This window comes from [Clostridium] innocuum (genome assembly GCA_012317185.1).
Lineage (GTDB): Bacteria > Bacillota_I > Bacilli_A > Erysipelotrichales > Erysipelotrichaceae > Clostridium_AQ > Clostridium_AQ innocuum.
Genome location: CP048838.1, coordinates 4425780 through 4447163 on the forward strand (window position 1 = coordinate 4425780; position 21384 = coordinate 4447163).

General features: G+C 40.3%; 22 protein-coding genes. 12 read left to right on the forward strand and 10 right to left on the reverse strand.

Annotated elements, in window-relative coordinates:
* Positions 1 to 112: 112 nt before the first annotated feature.
* Entirely contained in the window at positions 113 to 334 is a 222-nt protein-coding gene (locus tag G4D54_21625; protein QJA05264.1) for a tyrosine-type recombinase/integrase, read from the reverse strand.
* A 299-nt stretch (positions 335 to 633) separates the two neighbouring features.
* Here G4D54_21625 and G4D54_21630 point away from each other — a divergent pair, with 299 nt between their 5' ends.
* Genes G4D54_21630 through G4D54_21640 form a run of 3 tightly spaced genes read left to right on the forward strand, consistent with a single transcriptional unit; the run spans position 634 to position 2579 of the window.
* A complete protein-coding gene (locus G4D54_21630) occupies positions 634 to 1017 on the forward strand; it encodes a GntR family transcriptional regulator (GenBank protein ID QJA05265.1) in 384 nt (127 codons plus the stop codon).
* The gene (locus G4D54_21635) at positions 998 to 1855 is read left to right on the forward strand and encodes an ABC transporter ATP-binding protein (protein QJA04847.1); all 858 of its coding nucleotides are present in this window, start codon (positions 998 to 1000) and stop codon (positions 1853 to 1855) included. Before G4D54_21630 ends, G4D54_21635 begins: the two co-directional genes overlap by 20 nt.
* A gap of 1 nt (position 1856) precedes the next feature.
* Positions 1857 to 2579: a hypothetical protein gene (locus G4D54_21640; GenBank protein ID QJA04848.1), complete on the forward strand. Its 723-nt coding sequence runs from the start codon at positions 1857 to 1859 to the stop codon at positions 2577 to 2579.
* A gap of 508 nt (positions 2580 to 3087) precedes the next feature.
* Here G4D54_21640 and G4D54_21645 read toward each other — a convergent pair.
* The 5 genes from G4D54_21645 to lepB form a co-directional block, all read right to left on the reverse strand.
* Positions 3088 to 4293 (reverse strand): O-antigen ligase family protein, encoded by a 1206-nt coding sequence (locus G4D54_21645; protein ID QJA04849.1) that lies wholly within the window; start codon positions 4291 to 4293, stop codon positions 3088 to 3090.
* 116 nt (positions 4294 to 4409) lie between these two features.
* On the reverse strand, positions 4410 to 5753 hold the full coding sequence (locus tag G4D54_21650) for a hypothetical protein (GenBank protein QJA04850.1): 1344 nt from the start codon (positions 5751 to 5753) through the stop codon (positions 4410 to 4412).
* Between the two features lie 354 nt (positions 5754 to 6107).
* Positions 6108 to 6392 carry a hypothetical protein gene (locus G4D54_21655; GenBank protein QJA04851.1) on the reverse strand — a complete coding sequence of 95 codons (285 nt, stop codon included), beginning with the start codon at positions 6390 to 6392 and terminating at the stop codon, positions 6108 to 6110.
* Between the two features lie 108 nt (positions 6393 to 6500).
* Positions 6501 to 6863, reverse strand: a complete 363-nt coding sequence (locus tag G4D54_21660) for a hypothetical protein (GenBank protein QJA04852.1) — start codon at positions 6861 to 6863, stop codon at positions 6501 to 6503.
* Complete coding sequence (gene lepB / locus G4D54_21665; GenBank protein ID QJA04853.1) at positions 6860 to 7507, reverse strand: signal peptidase I; 648 nt, start codon at positions 7505 to 7507, stop codon at positions 6860 to 6862. The genes G4D54_21660 and lepB overlap by 4 nt, the downstream gene beginning before the upstream one ends.
* Positions 7508 to 7759: 252 nt before the next feature.
* Here lepB and G4D54_21670 point away from each other — a divergent pair, with 252 nt between their 5' ends.
* Positions 7760 to 10375 (forward strand): diguanylate cyclase, encoded by a 2616-nt coding sequence (locus G4D54_21670; GenBank protein QJA04854.1) that lies wholly within the window; start codon positions 7760 to 7762, stop codon positions 10373 to 10375.
* A gap of 386 nt (positions 10376 to 10761) precedes the next feature.
* Here G4D54_21670 and G4D54_21675 read toward each other — a convergent pair whose 3' ends face one another.
* The gene (locus G4D54_21675) at positions 10762 to 11766 is read right to left on the reverse strand and encodes an RNA polymerase subunit sigma-54 (protein ID QJA04855.1); all 1005 of its coding nucleotides are present in this window, start codon (positions 11764 to 11766) and stop codon (positions 10762 to 10764) included.
* Complete coding sequence (locus G4D54_21680) at positions 11763 to 11900, reverse strand: hypothetical protein (GenBank protein QJA04856.1); 138 nt, start codon at positions 11898 to 11900, stop codon at positions 11763 to 11765. The genes G4D54_21675 and G4D54_21680 overlap by 4 nt, the downstream gene beginning before the upstream one ends.
* Before the next feature lie 175 nt (positions 11901 to 12075).
* On the opposite strand from G4D54_21680, the gene G4D54_21685 reads away from it, so the two are divergent.
* From G4D54_21685 to G4D54_21720, 8 genes are all read left to right on the forward strand, one after another.
* Positions 12076 to 14808: a sigma 54-interacting transcriptional regulator gene (locus tag G4D54_21685; GenBank protein ID QJA04857.1), complete on the forward strand. Its 2733-nt coding sequence runs from the start codon at positions 12076 to 12078 to the stop codon at positions 14806 to 14808.
* A 135-nt stretch (positions 14809 to 14943) separates the two neighbouring features.
* The gene (locus G4D54_21690) at positions 14944 to 15390 is read left to right on the forward strand and encodes a PTS sugar transporter subunit IIA (protein QJA04858.1); all 447 of its coding nucleotides are present in this window, start codon (positions 14944 to 14946) and stop codon (positions 15388 to 15390) included.
* Positions 15391 to 15402: 12 nt separating this feature from the next.
* Positions 15403 to 15894 carry a PTS sugar transporter subunit IIB gene (locus G4D54_21695; GenBank protein ID QJA04859.1) on the forward strand — a complete coding sequence of 164 codons (492 nt, stop codon included), beginning with the start codon at positions 15403 to 15405 and terminating at the stop codon, positions 15892 to 15894.
* The gene (locus tag G4D54_21700) at positions 15891 to 16652 is read left to right on the forward strand and encodes a PTS sugar transporter subunit IIC (GenBank protein ID QJA04860.1); all 762 of its coding nucleotides are present in this window, start codon (positions 15891 to 15893) and stop codon (positions 16650 to 16652) included. The genes G4D54_21695 and G4D54_21700 overlap by 4 nt, the downstream gene beginning before the upstream one ends.
* On the forward strand, positions 16642 to 17466 hold the full coding sequence (locus G4D54_21705) for a PTS system mannose/fructose/sorbose family transporter subunit IID (GenBank protein QJA05266.1): 825 nt from the start codon (positions 16642 to 16644) through the stop codon (positions 17464 to 17466). Before G4D54_21700 ends, G4D54_21705 begins: the two co-directional genes overlap by 11 nt.
* A gap of 42 nt (positions 17467 to 17508) precedes the next feature.
* The gene (locus G4D54_21710; GenBank protein ID QJA05267.1) at positions 17509 to 18357 is read left to right on the forward strand and encodes an amidohydrolase family protein; all 849 of its coding nucleotides are present in this window, start codon (positions 17509 to 17511) and stop codon (positions 18355 to 18357) included.
* Entirely contained in the window at positions 18350 to 18781 is a 432-nt protein-coding gene (locus G4D54_21715) for a YjbQ family protein (GenBank protein QJA04861.1), read from the forward strand. Before G4D54_21710 ends, G4D54_21715 begins: the two co-directional genes overlap by 8 nt.
* A gap of 34 nt (positions 18782 to 18815) precedes the next feature.
* Complete coding sequence (locus G4D54_21720; GenBank protein ID QJA04862.1) at positions 18816 to 19826, forward strand: SIS domain-containing protein; 1011 nt, start codon at positions 18816 to 18818, stop codon at positions 19824 to 19826.
* A 322-nt stretch (positions 19827 to 20148) separates the two neighbouring features.
* Here the strand turns inward: G4D54_21720 and G4D54_21725 are convergent, their stop codons facing one another.
* Positions 20149 to 20469 (reverse strand): hypothetical protein, encoded by a 321-nt coding sequence (locus G4D54_21725; protein ID QJA04863.1) that lies wholly within the window; start codon positions 20467 to 20469, stop codon positions 20149 to 20151.
* A 368-nt stretch (positions 20470 to 20837) separates the two neighbouring features.
* Positions 20838 to 21350 (reverse strand): acetolactate synthase small subunit, encoded by a 513-nt coding sequence (gene ilvN, locus G4D54_21730; GenBank protein QJA04864.1) that lies wholly within the window; start codon positions 21348 to 21350, stop codon positions 20838 to 20840.
* Positions 21351 to 21384 lie beyond the last annotated feature (34 nt).

Below are 21384 nucleotides of genomic sequence, written 5' to 3' on the forward strand. Positions count from 1 at the left end.
CCCCGATTTATCAGCTATTCGGACATTTTGCTTTTATGATAAACCTCACATTTCAAGGTCTAACTTCTTATATTTTTCCTATCAAACGTGGTTAAAATCGTGGTAAATACTTCTATGCAATTAGACGCTGAACCTCTGATTTTACGGTATCTATGGACTCATGAGCGTACCAGTTCATCGTGATACTCATGTTTGAATTCCCCATGAAATACTGTAAATCCTTTGGGTTCATATTCTCACTTGCCAGCCATGTGCAGAACGTATGGCGTAGCATATGCGGTGTGATATATGGCAAGGGTTTGTCCTTGTGGTGCTTGTTATACTTCTTTACCATACGGACAAATAACGTTGTGTAATCAATCGCCACCTTTGGCTTGCACCACCTACAGTAGCAAGGCTTTTGACAGGACTTTTTCTTTACTGTTTTGAGGCAATCAAGAGGAATAAAGGGGTAGTTTATTGCCACGAGAATAATGTGAAAACCATGTATCGTAAACACTAGTATTACAGTTCTTTTCTACTTTTAGAAATATAATTAAAAAACTCTTGACATCTGTATTTGTATCGAATATATTATAAGCGTAATCTAGTTAGTTACTCAAGTAACAAACAGACAAACAAAGGGGTGATATGGTGCATATTGATACAAACACAGATAAGCCTATATTCATTCAAATAGCCGAACAACTTGAAGACGCTATATTCGTAGGGACATTTCCAGAGGAAACAAAGATACCCTCTACAAATGAAATATCTGCCCTATTGAATATCAATCCCCATACGGTATTAAAAGGAATGAATATGCTTGTAGATGAAGAAATCATATATAAGAGAAGAGGTTTAGGAATGTATGTAAAAGAGGGTGCAGTTATGAAGATACGCACAAAGCGACAAGGACAGTTTTTTGACCAGTATATCGCAACACTGGTTACGGAAGCGTCTAAATTAGATATGACAAAAGAAGAAGTAATTCAGTTAATAGAAAGGGGCTACAGCAATGAATGCAATTCAAATTAAAAATATAACAAAATCATATAATGATATTAAGGCATTAGACAATGTTTCATTCTCTTTTGAGTTTGGAAAAATCTACGGTTTTTTGGGAAGAAACGGAGCTGGAAAATCTACTCTTATCAATATTATTGCAAATCGTGTTTTTGCTGATAAAGGCGATATTTTAATTGATGATATTACAGCTAAGGAAAATATAGCAGTACAAGAAAAAATCTTTTGTATGAGTGAGGCAGATTTATACGATAAGGATTTAAAAATTAAAGAACATTTTAAGTGGATAAACCGCTTTTATGAAACCTTTGATATGAACAAAGCCATTGAAATTTCGGAAAAATTCAATTTGAATACAAACAAAAAATTTAAAGCATTGTCAAAAGGCTATCAGTCAATTTTTAAATTAACTGTTGCTTTATCTCTTAATGTTCCGTATATCATTTTCGATGAACCAGTTTTAGGGTTAGATGCTAACCATAGAGAACTTTTTTATAACTTACTTTTGAAAGAATATGAAAATGATGAACGTACTTTTATTATTGCAACACATTTGATTGAAGAAGTTGCTAATATTGTTGAAGAAGTCGTGTTAATTGACGAAGGGAAAGTGTTATTGCAAGCGAATGTTGGAACTTTATTAGAAACGGGTTACAGCGTATCTGGTGTTGCACAAGAGGTAGACAACTATTGCGTTGATAAAAATGTTATCGGCTATGATGAATTAGGCGGTTTGAAAATTGCTTATATCTTAGGTGGAAAAACAATTACAAAAAATAGCAATTTACAAATTTCAACGATGAACCTACAAAAATTATTTGTCAAATTAACAGAGAAAGGCGGTCAATAATATGAAAAAATTAAAATCAGTTATTCAATATGAGTGTGCAACTTCTTTCAAATATATTTGGCTGTTTTATGGAATACAGTATGCTTTTGTTACTCTTATCACTCTCATTCTTGCAATAAGTGCAGGAACATTTGAAGATATAGGTACAAATACTTTAGAAATCAACACTTTAGTATATGTCGGTGTATTAGGTGTATTAGGATATAATCAAGATTTTAAGATGTTATTACAGAATGGATTTACACGTAAAGTGATATTTGGTGCAACATTCTCTATGTTCTGTTTTATTTCAGGAACAATGGCATTTATAGATACTATAGTCGGCAATCTTCTTCATTATTTTAATAATGATTATAGTTCTCTTTATAGTGGAATATATGGATATGACAATATATTTATGAACTGGTTATGGCTGTTTCTTGTATATGTGTTAGTCTGTTGCTTACTATACTTAGCTATTTTGGTAATCAATAAAGTTGGAAAAACAATTTCAATATACTTAGGTGTTGCTCTTGGTGGGATTGTCTTAATCGTAATTGCGTTATTCAGATATGTTTTTTCAGCAGAAACAATAAGAAATATTTTTGAATTTTTGACAAAGGCAATGGGATTTATGACAGATGGAACAATCAATTATCTATTACCTGCTTTGGCTTTATTACTATTGATTACTGTTTTAGGAAGCTGTTCTTATGCTATCATTCGTAGAACAGAATTAAAATAAACTCACAAAGGAAGTGTCATATGAAACGCTTTAAATATAATCCGACATCTTCAAATCAACTTTAATGATACAATTTTTAAAACCATAAATGAATATTTATCAGTTTTAATGGCTCGTACAAATTTTATGTTTTGTGCGGGCTTTTTTTCTATATCTTTTTTCTGTATTTTTCAAAAGTTATAAACGGTATTTCGTTTATATAGTTTTGTTTTAGCAGAAAGGAGGTGAAATTATGAGGACATCTTCTTTCGAGCATATCGTCAGATTACAATTTAATTCTTATCAAGTCATAGACGGCAGTTTACTAGACGTTCCAAGTAAGGATGTCATACAGGTATTTAAAGTCAAATACCTTTGCCATCTCTTTTCACTATTCCTTCTTAGAAATAATGGGTTTCAAACTTAATGCCGGAAATTCAGAATAGCCATATAAGAAAAGATGCAAAAATTCGTGTAATAATAAAATGGAAAGCGAGCCCAAACAAATGATGGATATAAAAAAGAGGAATCAATGTTCCTCCTGTATATCGTATGGCTGTTCCTTGTGAAAATACATACTGGATGCAGATAAAACTATCAAAAACAGCAGACCGGTTTGTACCCAGTAAACCGTGTAATCCAGAATACCGTGAATCAGTATGGTGAGTATGAATGCAGATATTAAAGAAAACAATCGTAAGTCAATTCTACGCTTTAACAATAAATATACTTCTTTCAGATTACCTGCAAAGTAGATACCTGCCAGAATGACACCGATAATACCATGGCTTAAAATCGGATCCAGATAGATGCTGTGCGCATGCTGGGTTGGATGTCCGTGATACTGCTTATATATATGGAAGTAGGTCAGCGGTCCCTCTCCAAGCAGCGGATGCGCCTGTATTCCCTTGATTGCCGTTTCCCATATATTACTGCGTTTTGCGAAATCCTGAAAAATCGTTGCCCGCTGCATCAGCTTTGGTTCCAACAGCAACAGCAGACCGGCACCGCCAATTCCCGCCATGGATGTGGTGAAATAGATAAACCGCTTATTGATCAAAAACATAAACGGAATGGTCACCACGAAGGGAATCCATGCTGTTCTGGAGCCGCTCAGATATAGTGCGAACAGGTTGCATACGATGGTAACAACATAAAATACAATACGGCGCAGAGTCTTCACCTGCATCATTTTATAAACACAGATCAATACAATAAATTCAATCATCATCGCATAATAATTTGCATTGAAAAAGGTTGAATTGATACGGTCCTTCGGACTGTTTTCCACCTTCAGCTGAAGAAAGCTGTAATTTAAACGGTCGATGATTCTGCAATATTCCATCATCGCCCAGCCAAAACAGAAAAGGGAAATGATACAGCAGGCGTCCATCAGCAACTCGAATAAGCGCTTATTGATAACAGTGCGGAAATAAAATATAAACAGCATCAGCAGCAGGATTCCGATACCGCAGACACCGCCCAGCAGATTACCGCTGATAAATGCAATTGCAGAGGTCAGTAAGCAGAATACTATCATAAATCCTGATTTTGGCACTGCCTGAATGATTCCCTTCATCCTTCCTGTTGCACACAGGTAAAGAAGTACACCGGCAATCGCCAGCAATGGGAATTCAAACGGCAGGAATATGGAACACACAACGAACATAATAATATATTCATCCAGTGTGAAGTTATCAAGTTTACGGTGCAGAAAAGCGGAAATTCTCTCCATCTGTTTCCCTCCATTCCTAAACAAAGTAAACCTATTATAGCATTGCGGCAAAAAAATGACAATTTAATAATGACTACCTTACAAAACTGGTAGAGAAAACCGGCTTATTCCGCCGGTTAATTGTATTCATTCAGTTTTGTAGTCGTATCGGCTATTTTAGATTCCAGCTCTAATTTTCTGTTTTCCAGTGAGCTGATACTGCTTTCCGCAGCACTTTTTTTCTGTTCAGCAGCCTGTGCCTTGGTATTGTAATCATTGTTTGCCTGCTGACTTTTGGTATACAGCTCATTATAGCTTGCAGCACCGTATTTAGATAGCAGCGCCTGATACTGTTCATTTAAAACAGAAAGCTCATTCTGCAGGGCTGTTTTCTTCTCAGGATCTGTTTCATTGTCCACAGCTGTCTGTTTTTCGTTTACCTTATCCAATGCAGACTTTACCTCCTGTGCCTGTGAGGTCAGCTGTATAGCCTGATTATACAGACTCTTATACGAATCCAAATCACTCTGAGCAGCATCTTTATCTTTTTTTGCAGCCGCCAGATCTTTTTCCACATCCTTCAGCTGAGATTCATACTGATCCAGCTGTTTCTGCAGCTGAGCCGCTTCTGCCTGATTGGTCTTGATTTCATTCTTTTTCTCTTCATCCTCGTCGTCACCCGGATTGGTATTCGTTTGCTTATTGCCTTCGTTCTGTTCCTTATCCTTTGAACCAGTACCGCTTTTATCCGTTGTCTTTTCCTTATCATCACTTCCGCCAAGGAAATTTGACAAGGCATATTTCACACCGAAAAATGCGCCGGCAATGATACAGATTCCCACGATACCGATAATTACGTAGGTGATGATTTTATTCATTTTCGCACTTTTCCCAGGATCGTCTTCATCTTCTTCCTCATCGTCATCCTGTTCCAGCTTGCGTTTTGCTTCCTCTTTGCGCTGTTTTTTCTCTTTTATGCGGGCTAGCAGATTATCATCGTCATCCTCTTCATAAATTTCTTCCTCTGCATCCTCTTCCTCCACATCACTGTCATCATATTCCTGTGCGTCCATTGTGTGGAACACAGCAGTACGGTCTTCACCGAAAATCTGTGTCTGATCTGCGGAAGATGCCTTGTTTCTGTTATTCATGATAACCAGTGTTTTATCATAGGCAGGATCGTCATCAAAGCCTACCCTCGTCTGATCAAGCTGTGTGTCATCCACACGGATATCCGGAATCCCACCCTGCTTTACCGCTTCCGGCCGTTTAAAGGTACCAGTTTCGCTGATACTGTCAAAAATGCTGCTGCCTGCTGCTGAGGACTCCTGCTTGGAAGCATAGATCCTTTTCTCCTCTTCCTTCTGTTTTTTCAGCTCCTCAATCTTCTTTCTCAATTCATTATCCTGACTGTATTCATTGATCATACCGGATAAATCAATATCTTCATCATTTCCGGCTGTTCTTCTTTTATCATCCATATTTAAACCTCCAACGTACTTGTATCATTGTATATAATCTATGCGCACCGTTTTGTCGTTTTTCCTTATTTTAATGAAAGAGTGCTCATAGTTCTCCTACGAACACTCCGAATCGAATTTCTGCTTCTCAAAGGAGGAGAGAGAAATTTCGCTACGTAAGTCACATATCCTTATTTCATTGGCTAGATGAATATATGCAATCTTACGGCATAATTATAACACCTAATCACATAAACTGTCATTTTAAATCTTAAAATTAACTTAATTTTACATATTTTAAGACTATACTTTTCCACTACGTGATATTTCTATTATATGTAATATATCATACAAAAAAAAGCAGCGCTCTGCTGCCTATGCATGCTTAACGCGATCATGCTCCTCTGCGCGCTTTCCATTATTAAAGCGATCGACTGTCCCCACCAGGTAACCGGTAATGCGTCTTATTTTTTCAAAGCCCTCCGGCTGCAGGTGATAGCCCAATCCTACTTCCTCACCATCAAAGCTCAGCTCAACGGATGATATCTCCTTCTTTGGATTATTCTTGCGTATATAGCTGATATACGCGCGGGCTTCCTTTTCATTCACCTGTTCATTTGACTGAATTTCTATTCCATCAACCATAATCTGATATTCCATATGTAAGCTCCTCCTCATAATTTTCTGATACCATTATAACGAAGCAGATGCTTCCTTACAATTATTACGCCTGACAAGTTCTTTCTTTAGATCTTGCACATAGGTCTGCTACAGCTTGTTGAGATTCCAAGCCATGCCTGCCACCAGGCGCATAAGCGGATTATGTATCTCAATACGCTCTTCCAGGATCAAACGGCATCCTCCATGCGCAAGCTCCTCCAGAGTACCAGTCCATTCACCGCTGAAGCGTTTGTTTTCCATATGGAAAGCATATCGCGTAAACGGCTTTTTTTCTGTTATTGTAAATACTGTTTCATTACCATTCGGATAGATTTCACGAAAAACCGTATCACTATCGGTTTCTATACATTTTAAGTCACTTCTCCATGCATACTGCGTTGTATCTGTCATAACCGCCCAGACAGACTCTGTGCTGTATGGCAGCTCAGTTCGAAATACGGAAGTTTTCATTCTGCTCCTCCATTGCGTACCATTTTTATTTTATTAAACGGAAACAGGACATAGACATCCTTTCCCCGTATATCCTCCCGCTTGAATGGCCCGACACGACGGGAATCATAAGAAACGATACGATTATCCCCCATCAGGAAATATTCATTATCCTTCAGTGTCCGCTTTGGAAAGTCCTCTGTAAAATTATTGCCATGCCTGCGAATCTGATTTGCATAAGCATTGTCAAGATAAGGCTCCTCTATCGGCATGCCATTCACATAGACCACATCATCCTTTGCATAAATCGTATCACCCGGCAGACCGATGACACGCTTTACCCAGTTTTCCTTCTTTTCTTCATTGTATACTACGACTACATCAAAGCGTTCAATATCCTGAAACTTTGCACTGAACACATTCATGAGGCCGATTTCTCCATCCTCCAGCGTAGGGTCCATGCTTCTGCCATCCACACGCACCGGCTTGACAACAAAATTGGTTAACAGAAAGATGCATACAAAGCAGATGACGAAGGTTTTCACCAAGTCCAGCAGCTCATATTTTAAACCTTTCTTTTCTTCCTTTTTCTTTTTTGGCTTTATGTTTTCCGTTCCATCGATGACTGCCTGGAACTGTTCTTCCTTATTTTCTTTTTGATCCATGATACTCTCCTTCCTTAACGGCATGGTTTAATTATAGCACTGCTTTTTTAAAACGAAACTCTTTTTTTAAATTGTTAAGAAAACCTTTTGCCTTTCCTTTGCAGGCGGCTTCACAAAGGTGAACATTTCCATTTTTCAAAATACATAAAGAAAACCGATAATCATTTGAACTGCCCCTGTTTATCCGCTATAATGAAGTTAGATAGAAACATGTATACGGATTTATAAAAGCTGGGAAAGGAGGCGGCGCCCATGCCTGATCAGAATCAGTTCTGGGAGAGTCTGGATAAATACCGCTATATTCTCGATTCTCTTCCAAACCCTGTCATCGTCACAGATATGGACAAAATCGTACGCTATATCAATGTTGCGGCGAGAGCGATTGTTCCCCCTCCTTATGAGAAGCTGTTGAATCAACCCTGCAGTAATTTTCATACACCCTACTGTCATACAAAAGATTGCTGTATCCAACGCTTCCTGCGTAATGAAAAGGGTGCCATCCAAAGCGGTCCCGGAGATATTATAAATCGTGTCGATATTTCCTATCTCAGGGATGCGTTGGGCAATCCCATCGGTTATATCAATGTATCCACGGATGTACGGGAGCTGATGGAGGTGCAGCGCCAGCTGAAAATCAGCCAGGAGCGCTATGAGATTGCTTTACAGCAGGCCCGCACCGCATTGTGGGAATACGATATCAAGGAGCATACCATACAGCGTATAGATAATGTCCGGGGACAATTTTCTGAAATATTTCCCAATGAAGGGGTTATTGAAGGCGTGCCGGATGCTCTTATTGCGCAGGGCATTCTATTTGAGGATTCCATCAGGGAGATCGAAGTCATGTACAGCAAGCTGAAGGAAGGCTACAAAAAAGTTTCCGGACAGCTGCATATGCGTAACAGAAATGGTGAGGAACGATGGGTGGAAATCCGCTGTACAACCATTTTCGATGAAGCGGGAAGAGCCATTAAGGCAATCGGTATTTCAAAGGATATCAGTGAACAGAAGCGCTTGGAAAGCAGCTACCAAAATGAACGGAAGCTGCAGGAAATCATGAATGCAGGATTCCTGAGTGTCTTCGAAATAAATGTAACACAAAACCGGATGATTCTGATAGATAAGGAAGCTGCGGAAAAATTGAGCAGTCCGCCGGAGGAAGGCGTGTATGATGAAATTCTACAGGCAGCTTTACCGAAAATTCATCCGGACTTTCAGAAAAAGGTCTACGAAAAAATGAATTGCAGGGCACTGCATCTGGCGTATATGCGTGGCATACATACATGCAATGTGGAATACCGGCTGAAGCGAAAAGGCTGTTACCACTGGATCAATGCATCCATTCAGCTTTTGAAAAAAGATAGCAGTGCGGATATTTTCGCACGTGTTTTCCTGAAAGATATTCAGGCACAAAAAGAAAAGGAAGAAAAGCTTCAAAAAGAAGTGCACATCGATGCACTGACAGGCGCCTATAATCGTAAAGGAATTATTACACATATCGAGGAGCTGCTGCGGCAGAATCCCGAAGCGATCAGCGCATGCGTATCACTGGATATTGATAATTTCAAGGAGGTCAACGATACCTTCGGTCATTTATACGGCGATGCTGTATTATCTGAAACAGTGAAGAAAATTCAGAAGCTCTGTCGAAGTGACACGCTGATAGGACGGCTGGGCGGTGATGAGTTCGTTGCATTCTTTCCCCGTTTACAAAGCGAGGAGGTTCTCATGCATGCAGTTGAACGCCTGCAGTCAGCACTTGTGAATACCTATACCTCGGGAAGTCACATGGTGAAAACAAGTGTCTCCATGGGGATTTCATTTTATCCACGGCACGGCACCACCTTTACAGAGCTTTATGATAAGGCGGATATTGCCATGTATCATTGTAAGCGGAACGGAAAAAACGGATGGACGGTTTATCAGGATACGATGGAGCGCTGTCAGCAAATCATGGAAAAGCCGGATTCCGACAATATCGGCGACATGCAGCTGAATAAGCCTTTTGAGGGAAATATCGGCGAGTATATTTTCCGCATTCTCTATCGTCGGGAGAAGACGGATCCGCAAACCATGCGGACGGTACTGGAGCTTATCGCCCACCATTACGACATGCAGTATTTTTATGTTATGGATTTCAACAGGGAAACCCAATGCATACAGCCGCTGCTTTCCTGGAGTGAAGAGGATAAGAGCCTGTATGAATTGCTGCAGCTGGATGAGCAGAAAGCAGCATTGGAATTTCTGGAAACCATTCATTCTGACAATGACCGTATACTGTTTCTGGAAAATTGCGGGAAGGACTGTTTTGATAGATTTCCAAAGGAAATTCTGAACAAGCTAGCTATTTTTGCGCTGGTTCACATGAGTGTGCCGGTTTCCAATCAACACGATATCCTCATCGGTCTTGCCAATACCAGGCATACGCACAGCTTCAGTCGTAATCAGCGCACGGATATTCGGACAATTTTTGAGGTAATCGTCACCTTCCTCAAAGATCAGCAGCAGCGTGAGCAGCAGAAAAAGTATACCGACACGTTGATTTCACTTTTGAACAACCTTGGAAATTCCATATATGTCATTGATCCGCACAGCTATCAGCTGATTTACTTTAACCAGAGTCTTATGGAAATCTTTCCGAAATTGAAGACAGGTGAAATTTGTCATAAGGTCTTCAGAGAGGAAGATACACCGTGTAAGGATTGCCCGATACGTCAGCTTTCAAAGACAGTTCCCTCTGCCTCCACAGACATACATAATGCGAAGCTGAATGCGGATATTCAAACGACAGCAGCCTATGTGGAATGGTATGATCATCAGAAATATGTTCTATTATCAGGTGTCGATGTTACAAGGTATAAGAAATGACAGTTATGAAAGAGTTTATTCGTTAGAAGAAGTTGTTTCCGAATATGAGTAAACTTAAAACAGGGAGACTTCAATACGATTGTATGTAGCAATAGAAGTTGAATTCTCCCTTTTTCAAACCCTAAAGTAAGAAAGAGTCGTAGAAGAATAGACTCTTTTTCTATAAATAAACCAGGAGCTTTGACATTTAGGAAATTCTGATACATAAAGTATCCGCTATAAAGATATTGCATTTCATGAAAATATTGGAAGGATGTTATATTAACGGATGAAACATGTATTGAATCCTGCATTATTGTATAAGCTTTCTATTTGCTGCTACTGTTTTACAACAGCCTGTGCAGACAATATGATAAAATAATCCCCTTGTAATCTGGTAATAGGCTTCACCTTATTTTCCGCTCTTTTGATCCTGGGATGTGCAGAATGGAACGATATTTTGCAATCGCCCTTCTGGACACATACAAATCGATTTCTTCCAGCAGCTCCACCAGATCCTGATCACGATAAGGATTTTCTTTATCCTCCTGCTCCACAAACTTCTGAATTGCCTTAAGAATGGAATCCTTGCTGCTTCCATCCCTAGTTGCAGAAACAAAAAGATCCTTTACTGCATAAATTTCATTTTGAAAAAGATAATACTTATTTGACAATGTTCTGGATACGGTGGATTCATGAAATCCTGTCTTATTGGCGATATCCAGCAGTGTGCACGGCTGCAGTTCATCCATATAGAGAAAATGGTTTCTCTGTATATGAATCAGTGCATTTACCATGATTAAGAGTGTTTTATTACGTTTACTTAAATGATCAATAAAATAATAAGCCTCATCAAAATACGCACGGAGCTCTTTATCGTTCTTTACAGCCTGTAATTCATCCTGAATCTGAAAGTGTCCCAATTGCTTTGGTATTATTTCTATTTCATCGCCCAGTGTCTGAATTTCAAAATCAGGCAGAAGGATTGCATTGTTTTCTCCAGCATAGGAGCTGCAGGGATACGGCTGGCAGCCTTGTATTTCCAGCAGACTCTGTGTTACAGCTTCCATTGACAGCCCACAGTCCTTTGCTATCGCTTTATAGTCCTTACGGATAAGCTCTTCTGCATACTGAGTGAATATTTTCTCAGCAGTATATTTCTTGTTTCTTAACAACTGCAGACGGATGCTGTCTATACTATCCCTTGCGGCAACACCGGCAGGTTCAAACATTTGCAGAATTTGGATATTTTTTTGAATACAAATAGGTGCTTTTCCAAGTATTTCTGCATATTCTGCAGCTGAACTGTTAAGAAATCCATGCTCATCCAGTGATTCAATCAAAAAATTACAAATATCCTCATCAGCATCCTGTTTTGTTGTGTGCAGCTGCAGATACAAATCCTCTTTCAATGTTTTTCCTGCAGCAGAAGGTGCATATCAGTCGATGGTGTATATTCAATTACAGGGTTATTCTCCGTTAATGTTTTTATATAGTCCAGCAAATCCTGCTGACTCATTTTAAGTATATCGAGCGAATTCTTCATCGACTGCGAAAGCTGAAGTGTCTGTGAAAGCTTTTGTGTGTAAATAAATTTTGGTTCCAGAGCAATCCCTCCTCTCACCAATATTCTAGCAAGAATTGTGCCACAGAGTGGATGTAAATTTTAATCTTGACATTTATTTTTTTTGAAATTACTATTCTATCAAAGGGGTGATGGCATGAGAGATAAAATACTAGCAATAATCCGTAGAAACTGTGAGCAGCAGATGTTTGAAGCCAATACAGCCATTATCATCAGTGAACAGATTCATATAAGTCGAAATGAAACTGCATCCTTGCTTCATGCTTTAACAACACAAAAGAAAGTGATAAAAATCGGAGCACGTCCATCGTTTTTCCTTGACAGAGAATTTATGGAGCAGGAATACGGTATGCAGATTCCAAACAACAGCTATAAATCTGTCGAATTTCTAATGTCCCAATGCAGAGATGAACCACAGGATTTTGAAAAACTCATAGGACACGACGGAAGTTTGTCTGAACTGATCAAGCAATGCAGAGCTACCATTGCGTATCCACCTGATGGGCTTCCTCTTATGCTCTACGGCCCCACAGGAACAGGTAAAAGTCTGATTGCCCGTCTGGCATACGAATATGCGGGAAATAACGGACTCCTTTCGGAGCATGGAAAATTCATGGCAGTGAATTGCAGTGAATATGCGAACAATCCCGAACTGCTGACTGCAAATCTGTTTGGCTATGTGAAAGGAGCCTTTACCGGCGCTGACCAGAACAAGGCCGGACTCATCGAGCTGGCAAATGGCGGAGTATTGTTTCTTGACGAGGTTCACAATTTAAAAGCAGAATGTCAGGAGAAGCTGTTTCAGTTTATGGATCGTTCCATCTATCACAAGGTAGGAGATAATGAAACCTGGTATACGTCAAAGGTACGTCTTATACTTGCAACAACAGAGCCTCCGGAAGAGGTCTTATTAAAAACACTGCAGCGCAGAATCCCTATGACGATTACCGTTCCCACATTAAAGCAGCGCGGTGTACAGGAGAAGGTACAGCTTCTATATGCTATGTTCAAGGAAGAGGAACAGCGCCTTCGCAAAACGATTCACATCAGCACCAAGGTATATAATATCCTGCTTTCCCATGATTTTACCGGTAATATCGGAGGCTTAAAAAGCTGTGTGCAATCCTGTTGCATCAATTCCCTTTTTCAAGATGATGACAATCAGATAATGCGCATTCAGCTCAGCAGTTTGCCGGAACAGATACTGAACGGCATAACGGAAAAAAGCTCCGTTTATACAACAACAACCGAATTCATCAATCTGCATGATCTGCAGAATTTCATTCATACGGATAAGGAAATCATACGGCTTAATGAAGAGCTTCTAAAGCATTTTCAGGCATTTGAAAACCATACAGCGAATGAGGAAAGCTATATCAGAAGATGCAGGCAGGCTGTGTGGAAATATTTTGACACTGTGCTTCTTACAGAAGCACTGAAGCAGGAAAAGGATTTCTATCAAAGCGGTATTCAGCATATCTTCGGAATCGTCAGCGGTCAGTATAAGCTCACCATCAGTAATAACGATGTACTGTCTGTATGCAGCTACCTCAATGCCTATACAAAGGATTACCACAGCTTTCGAAACTGGTCAGCCAAACATAAAGATAAGACGGAGCTGTTTCTGGACTGTCTGAAAACCCGGTTTCCCAGAGAATACAGCATTGCCTCAGAAATAGGAAAATACCTAAACTCTTATCTGGATATCGATATCATGCCAATGGCAACGATTATCTTCATTCTCTATTTTAAAAGTCTGTTCGCAGAGGAGGACAACCAAAAGCGATGCGGTGTGATACTCGCCCATGGCTTTTCCACCGCAAGCGGTATTGCCGATGCGGTAAATAAGTCTTTGGGAAACTATGTTTTTGATGCGATCGACATGCCTTTGAATGTTGACATGAGCTCCATATTGGAACAGCTGAATACCTATCTGAAAAAGCTGGGGGAAACTGAAGAGCTGTTTCTTCTTGTGGACATGGGAAGTCTGGAGGAAATATATAAAGGACTTCACCTAAACAATGTCAATATTGGGATCATAAACAATATCAGTACACGGGCAGCGCTTGAAATAGGAAGCGGTATTTTGCAAAGCCGAAGCATGGAGGATATCTTCCGTGATGTTGTTTCTGGTAATATTACCAGTTATCACATCGAACGAAACCGACAGAAAAAACATGCCATCCTGTGCAGCTGTGCAAGCGGTATGGGAACTGCAGAAAAGCTAAAACAGACGATTGAAGATTCTTTGCCTCTGTCCACAGAAATCAGTGTACTGGCTTATGACTATAATGAGCTTGTTGAAAAGGGAATGAACTGCACACTGTTTGATAATTATCATATACTCTGTGTGATTGGGACATTAAATCCAAACATTGACCAATTGTATTTTATTCCGATTGAGGATTTAATTATCAACGATACGATTGACGGATTTGATCATTGCATAGAGGATGCAATGTCGAAGGAACAGCTGACTCTGTTCAAGAAGAATATATTAAAGAATTTCTCGCTTTCCAACATCATGAACAGTCTTACCATATTGAATCCGAATAAATTGCTGGAGCATGTTGCCGATGCTATAGACCGTTTACAGACAATCCTTAATATTTCCCTTGCCAACAACACCTGTTTCGGGCTGTATGTTCACATGAGCTGTCTGATCGAACGGCTTGTCATGAACAAGGGAATCGAACTGTATCCGGATATGCTTGCCTTTGAAAAAGAGCATACTGTATTCATACAGCAGGTAGAAACAGCCTTCACAGCAGTAGAAGCCTTTTACGGTGTGCAGATTCCCGTTGCTGAAATCGGCTATGTGTATGATTATGTAAAAAATGATCTGAATTATAAAAAATATTATACCTAAGCGTGCCCTGTGGCATGCTTTTTGCTTGTATACAGATGCATACCTTGAAAAGAAAATCATGTCGGTTACAGCGCTGTGGCATGATCCTTGCTTGGATACGTATGAGAAATAAAAGTAATACAGGGAATTTCCTGTATGCACAAAAAGAAAGGAGATAACAGCTTGAGAAAAATAACCATAGCTTCCCATGGAGAATTTGCGAAGGGACTGAAGCATTCCATTTCCTTGATCGTTGGAAAGCTTGCGGATGATATCCATACATTCTGTCTTTATCCTTCTCAAAGTCCTATGGATTTTAAGGAACAAATCGAACAGGAAATCAAGCAGCATCCGGAGCATGAATACGTCTTCCTCTGTGACATCAAAGGAGGAAGTGTTCATACGGTATGTTCACAGCTGTGTGCATATGAAAACGTTAAGGTATTCAGCGGCACCAATATGAACCTGGTTCTGGACCTGCTATTGTCCTGTCCCGATACGATTGAAACAGAAAATCGTGAGATTCTGCTTGAAAATGCAAGAGAGGGAATAACACTTATGACCAGAGATGATCTGGTAGAAAAAAAGGACGAGGAGTTCTGAAGGAGGTAGCGTATGATTAAGTGTTTACGAGTGGATCACAGATTATTACACGGCCAGGTGGCATTTTCCTGGACAACAGCACTGGGGGCTGACTGCATTCTCATTGCAAATGATGATGTCATGAATGATGCGATGCGCAAAACGACAATCAAGCTTGCCAAGCCAAGCGGTGTCAAGCTGGTAATCAAAACACTTGCGGATGCCATTGAAGCATTAAACAGCGGTGTTACAGACAAGTATAAGCTGTTTATTGTTGTAGAATCCATAGAAGATGCTTATCAGATTGCGACGCAGTGTCCTGCTGTAAAAGCGGTAAATCTGGGAGGAACAAAGGCCAGAGAAGGCACACGCAGCATTTCCAGAGCGGTCAATGTGAATCCGGTGGAGGAAAAAAGGATTCAGGAATTACTGGATGCCGGAATCGAAGTGGAAATCCGAATGATTCCAGTGGATAAGTCCATTGATGCCCGCAGCGCACTGCATGAAGGAGGAAGTAAAAAATGATACAGGCACTATTATTGGGGGCTATTGCATTTTTCGGTAATTGTGATTATGCATTGGGTACCAGCTTATTGAAAAACCCAATTGTATTAGGACCGCTTGTCGGTCTGGTCCTGGGGGATGTCACAAAGGGAATCATCATAGGAAGTACACTGGAGCTGGCGTTTATCGGTGCACAATCCATCGGTGCATTTGTACCGCCTAATGTTGTTGTTGGCGGTGTGCTTGGTACCGCTTTTGCAATTACGACGGGAAAGGGTGCGGAAGTAGCAGTTACACTTGCTTACCCTATCGCATTGCTTGCTAGTATATTTGAAAATCTGTTTATGTCTGCCATCTTCCCTTTAACCGGTACCTGGGCAGATAAGTATGCAGAGAAGGGAAACTACCGTGCCATAGAAATGATCCATATCGGAGATGGTATCGTTCAGAGTCTGACCTTTGCATTGCTGGTTGTTTTTGGTTTCCTGATCGGAAGCGGTCAGGTGGAAACACTCGTAAATTCCATACCGGCTGTTATCACAGACGGCCTTACCATAGCAACGGGATTGCTTCCTGGCATGGGATTCGCCATGCTGGCTCAAATGACATTGAATAAGAAAGTCATTATGTTCTTCTTCCTGGGCTTCCTGTTGTCTGCTTATGTCGGTGTACCGGTTCTCGGTATTGCTCTGCTGGGTGTGATTGCCGCATTCCTAAAGGTTGATTTTTTCTCAGAAACCGCAGTAGCTGCGGACGGAGGTGAAGATGATGACTTCTAATACCAGTGATTTGATTACAAAAAAAGACCTGCATAAGATGTTCTGGAGATCGCTTCCTATGGAATTTTCCTGGCACTATGAGCGTCAGATGCATATGGGCTTTGAATTCATGATGATTCCTGCACTTCGTAAAATTTATGATAATGATCCGGAAAAGTTCAATGATTCCTTACAGCGTCATCTTGAATTCTTTAACACATCCATGTATTTCAGTACCTTTATTGCAGGTATCATCATTTCCATGGAGGAAATGAATGCAAGACAGGGCAGCTTTGATACTGCCTCCATCAGTACTATGAAGGTCGCATTGATGGGACCGCTGGCCGGTATCGGAGATTCTGTTTTCTTTGGTACGATTCGTATTCTTGCCATTGGCGTCGGTACCTCTCTGGCTGCACAGGGAAATATTCTCGGTACAATCTTGTTTCTGCTGATTTTCAATATTCCTGCATATGCCGTCCGTTATATTGGTGCCATGAAGGGGTATGAGCTTGGTGCTAATTATCTGGAAAAAATTCAGAAATCCGGGTTAATGAATAAATTTATGCTGGCTGCCTCTATTGTCGGTGTTATGGTAATCGGTGGTATGACAAAGGAATTGATTACTGTTAATACGCCAGTCTCGATTGGCTCCGGTGACGCTGCTGCCAGCATTCAGGAAATACTGGACGGTATCATGCCGGGTATGCTCAGCCTTGGTGTCATGGGGATTTACTACTGGCTTTTGAAAAAGAAAGTGAACGTCATTGCCATGATTGTCGGTACTGCACTCTTTGGTATCCTTTGTGCGTGGCTCGGCATTCTTGCCTGCTAGTTACAGATGGATGAAAGTGAGGTGGCAGGATTGATAATTGATATGCATGTTTCTCCGGCTTTTATTGACGAGCTGCATCAAAGCGAAACGCAGCTGCAAACCTGTCGCAGGCTGACAGGCTTATACGAGACAGATACTCAGCCTGTTTCCTTTATGAAAACGATGTGTAAGGTATCGGATATTGAAATGCTTTGCCTTCTTCCCCTCGATTTAACAACAACACATAATGCTTATCTGGGCACCAATGAACAGGTTGCTCAACTGGTACAAAAAGATTCTGATCTATTTATCGGCTTTGCCAGTGTAGATCCGCATCGAAGTGATGCCGTGGATGTTGTCCGCCATGCCTTTTTGAATTTGCATTTATCCGGTCTGGTTCTTCATCCTTCCCAGCAACGGTTTTATCCAAATGAAGAGTTATGCGGGGCTTTGTACGAGGTATGCGAGGAATTTAATAAGCCAATCATATTTCATGCCGGAATGTCTGCACGTCCCAATACACTGAGTAAATATGCACATCCGCTGTTATTTGAAGAAGTCGCCTGTGCGTATCCACATTTACGTATCTGCCTGAGCGGCTTTGCATGGCCATGGGTACGTGAGGTATGCATGCTGATGCTGAAATATAAAAATGTATATACCGACACAGCTCTGCTTTATTTTGACAATCCCAAAGAATTTTATCATCAGAGCTTCTGTATAGACATTGGCGCACATTGGATTGACCGCAGTCTTCGTCACCAGATCATGTTTGGAAGCGATGAGCCACGTCTTGAACAAAGACGCATGATAGAAGCGATTTACAACATGGATTGGCGTGAGAGAACAAAGCAAATGATATTCAGAGAAAATGCACTTGACTTTTTAAACGGAGGCGGTTTCTATGACTGAATACAGAGAATTGACCTATGAAACACAGGCGTACAATGAGCTTATTCCGATTGCAGAGGATATAAAAAAACTGGTATCTGAATGCGGCATACAGCAGGGAATAGTTTATATCATCACCAAACACACAACAACGGGAATTACAGTAAATGAAAATCTGGAATGTCTAAAGGCTGATATTTTGAAGAGACTCGGTATGATATTTCCCGAAGAGGACGACTACTATCATGCTCGATTCCTGCAAAGCTATGGTGCTATGGCCGGGAATCCCACCGGACATTTAAAGGCAATGATCACAGGGAATCATGCCGTTTTTCCAATCGTAAATGGTAGCATCATGCTTGGAAAGGCTCAGGAAATTTATCTTGCGGAGTTTGATGGTCCACAGATACGGGATGTAATGATTTCCATACTGGGAGATAATTAACATACGAAAACAGAAAGAAAAGAGAGGTAAACACATGTACATTTTTGATAAAGAAGCATATTTCACAGACGCTAAACTAACATATGATACAAGAGGAGAAATCGAACGGGTTGCTGATGAGGTAAGCAAGCAGGGATTTAAAAACATATTCTTCATTTCCTCCGGAGGCTCTCTGGCAGTCATGCAGCCGATTCAGTATCTGCTGCGTTCAAAAAGTGCGATTCCCACATATTGTGAAATTGCATCAGAGGTTATCCTGACAGATAATAAACAGCTGACAAAGGATTCCATTGTTATCACTTCCAGTAAATCAGGTACTACCAGTGAAACAGTGGAAGCGATCGAATTTTGTAATAAAAAAGGAATCCGCGTCATTGCATTTTGTGGAAAACCGGATACACCGGTTGATCAGCTGGCTACCTATTCCATCATCGGAAAAGCAAAGGATGCTGTAGAGTTTGAGTATATTCAGCATTACCTGCTGGCATTCCGGCTGCTGTTTAACAATGGTGAATTCGATGCCTATAACCGGTTGGCTGACCAGCTGGAGAAGCTTCCTGAGAATCTTGTAGCTGTAAAAGAACAGTTCGAGCCAACTGCCGCAAGAATTGCCGAAACCTATTATAATTCCGGTATTCAATACTGGATTGGAGGCGGCTCTCTGGCACCGGAAATTTATTTACATGCGATGTGCATTCTTGAAGAAATGCAATGGATTCGTACAAAATCCATTAAAAGTGCTGAATTCTTTCATGGTACCCTTGAAGTGATTGAAAAGGATACTCCTGTATTTCTTGTAAAGGGTGTGGATGAAACAAGACCGATTGATAATCGTGTGGAACGACTGATTAAAAAATTAAGCGATCATGCAGAAGTGATTGATGTCGCAGATTACAGTTGTCCGGATATCGATGAGGAATTTATGGATATCATAGCAACCTCCATTGTGACAACAATTCTTGACGAGCGACTGGCTGTTCATTATGAACGTGTGACTGGTCATGATCTGACAACAAGACGCTATTACCGCCAGTTTGCATATTGATCTGATTCTCTGCTCAACCTCTATCAAAAGGCAGAATCTCTGGCATATTATCCAATAAAAGGAAGCAATGCAATCCCCATGCTCTCATATGGGGTGCCTGCTTCCTTATTTATATACAGTTTACTCCAGAAATTTCCTTAACCGCTTTTTTCCTGAATCCTTTTTCTTACACCATGTTTTTGCCTGTTCTTCCTGTATAAAGCTTTTTAAAGGAATCAAATCACTTTGTGATCAAAGGCCTCCAGTGCACGGTAATACGCCGGTTTATCCTCATTGTAAATGATAACAGGGGCGATATCATGAATAATGAAATAATAATTCATCAATGTCCTGCCTGCTCTGCCATCCGCAAAGGGATTATATGTTCAAATATTGCATGTAGATATACTCCTGCTGTAAAGTAATCTGTTCCCTGATATGTATTAAGCTCTGATAACAGCTCTTTCACATCGGATTCGACTTCATGAGGATACCTGCCGATTTCATTTTTACCGGTTACATAATCATGTATTTTGAATTCACCCGAACGTTCCTGTTTATCATGGTAACGAATATCATCATATGTACCTTTCATAAGCTTATACTGCATGCGCTTGATAAAGTTTATATCCAGAGCTTTTTTCTCTACGATAAGCAGTTTCAAGTAATTATAGCAATGCACCTGATTTTTATTTCAAACAGTGTTCTCAGATCACCGGTATAACAATTCACAGAGCCCTTTTCGAAAATATCTCTTGTGTCATGACATTTTCTATTTTATTTGAATGATACGCGAACAGAATTTTAAAATCATAGAGTCTCACATCAATTTCTTCCAGTGAGCTAAATGACATATGCTTTACCATTATGTATACCCCCGCATTTCCTGTTCATTATACCACATATCCATATATGCATGTACAGAATCGTTATACCGCTTATTGTATTTGCGAACAGCCAAATAAATAGAAAAGGACCAGATGTTCTGATCCCTATTTCTTAGTTATATACATTTTTGCGTTCCATGTGTATTCAACGTTCCATCATGCTGATTGACTCGATTCCCACACTTCCACCTCTAACTACCTCGATGTCTCTGAATTCCTCTTTCATCAGCTTAATGACCGCATCATTCTTTGTTGCGGTTTGCACAAATTCCAGAAGGAGGCTGTCTCTTCCATAATCAATCACCTTTGCCTTAAAGGTCTGTGCGATTTGAAACAGCTCCGTTTTTTCCTGCAGGGTACAGTTCTGTACCTTCACATATAAAATTTCCTTCATACGGACAAAAATATCCGTAAAATCTATGACCTTAATTACTTCCACTAGTCGATTCAGCTGTTTCTTGATCTGTTCAAAGGTTTCATCATCACTGACTGTCGCAATCGTCATTCTGGATATGGTAGGATCCTCCGTCGTTCCTACGGTAAGGCTGTCAAGATTATATGATTTCCCGGAAAATAATCCGGAAATCTTAGACAAAACACCTACCTGATTTTCCACATACAGCGATATCCAACGTTTTTTCATACCGTTACCATTCATATATCCATTCTCTCCTTCCTGTTTCAGCATCACT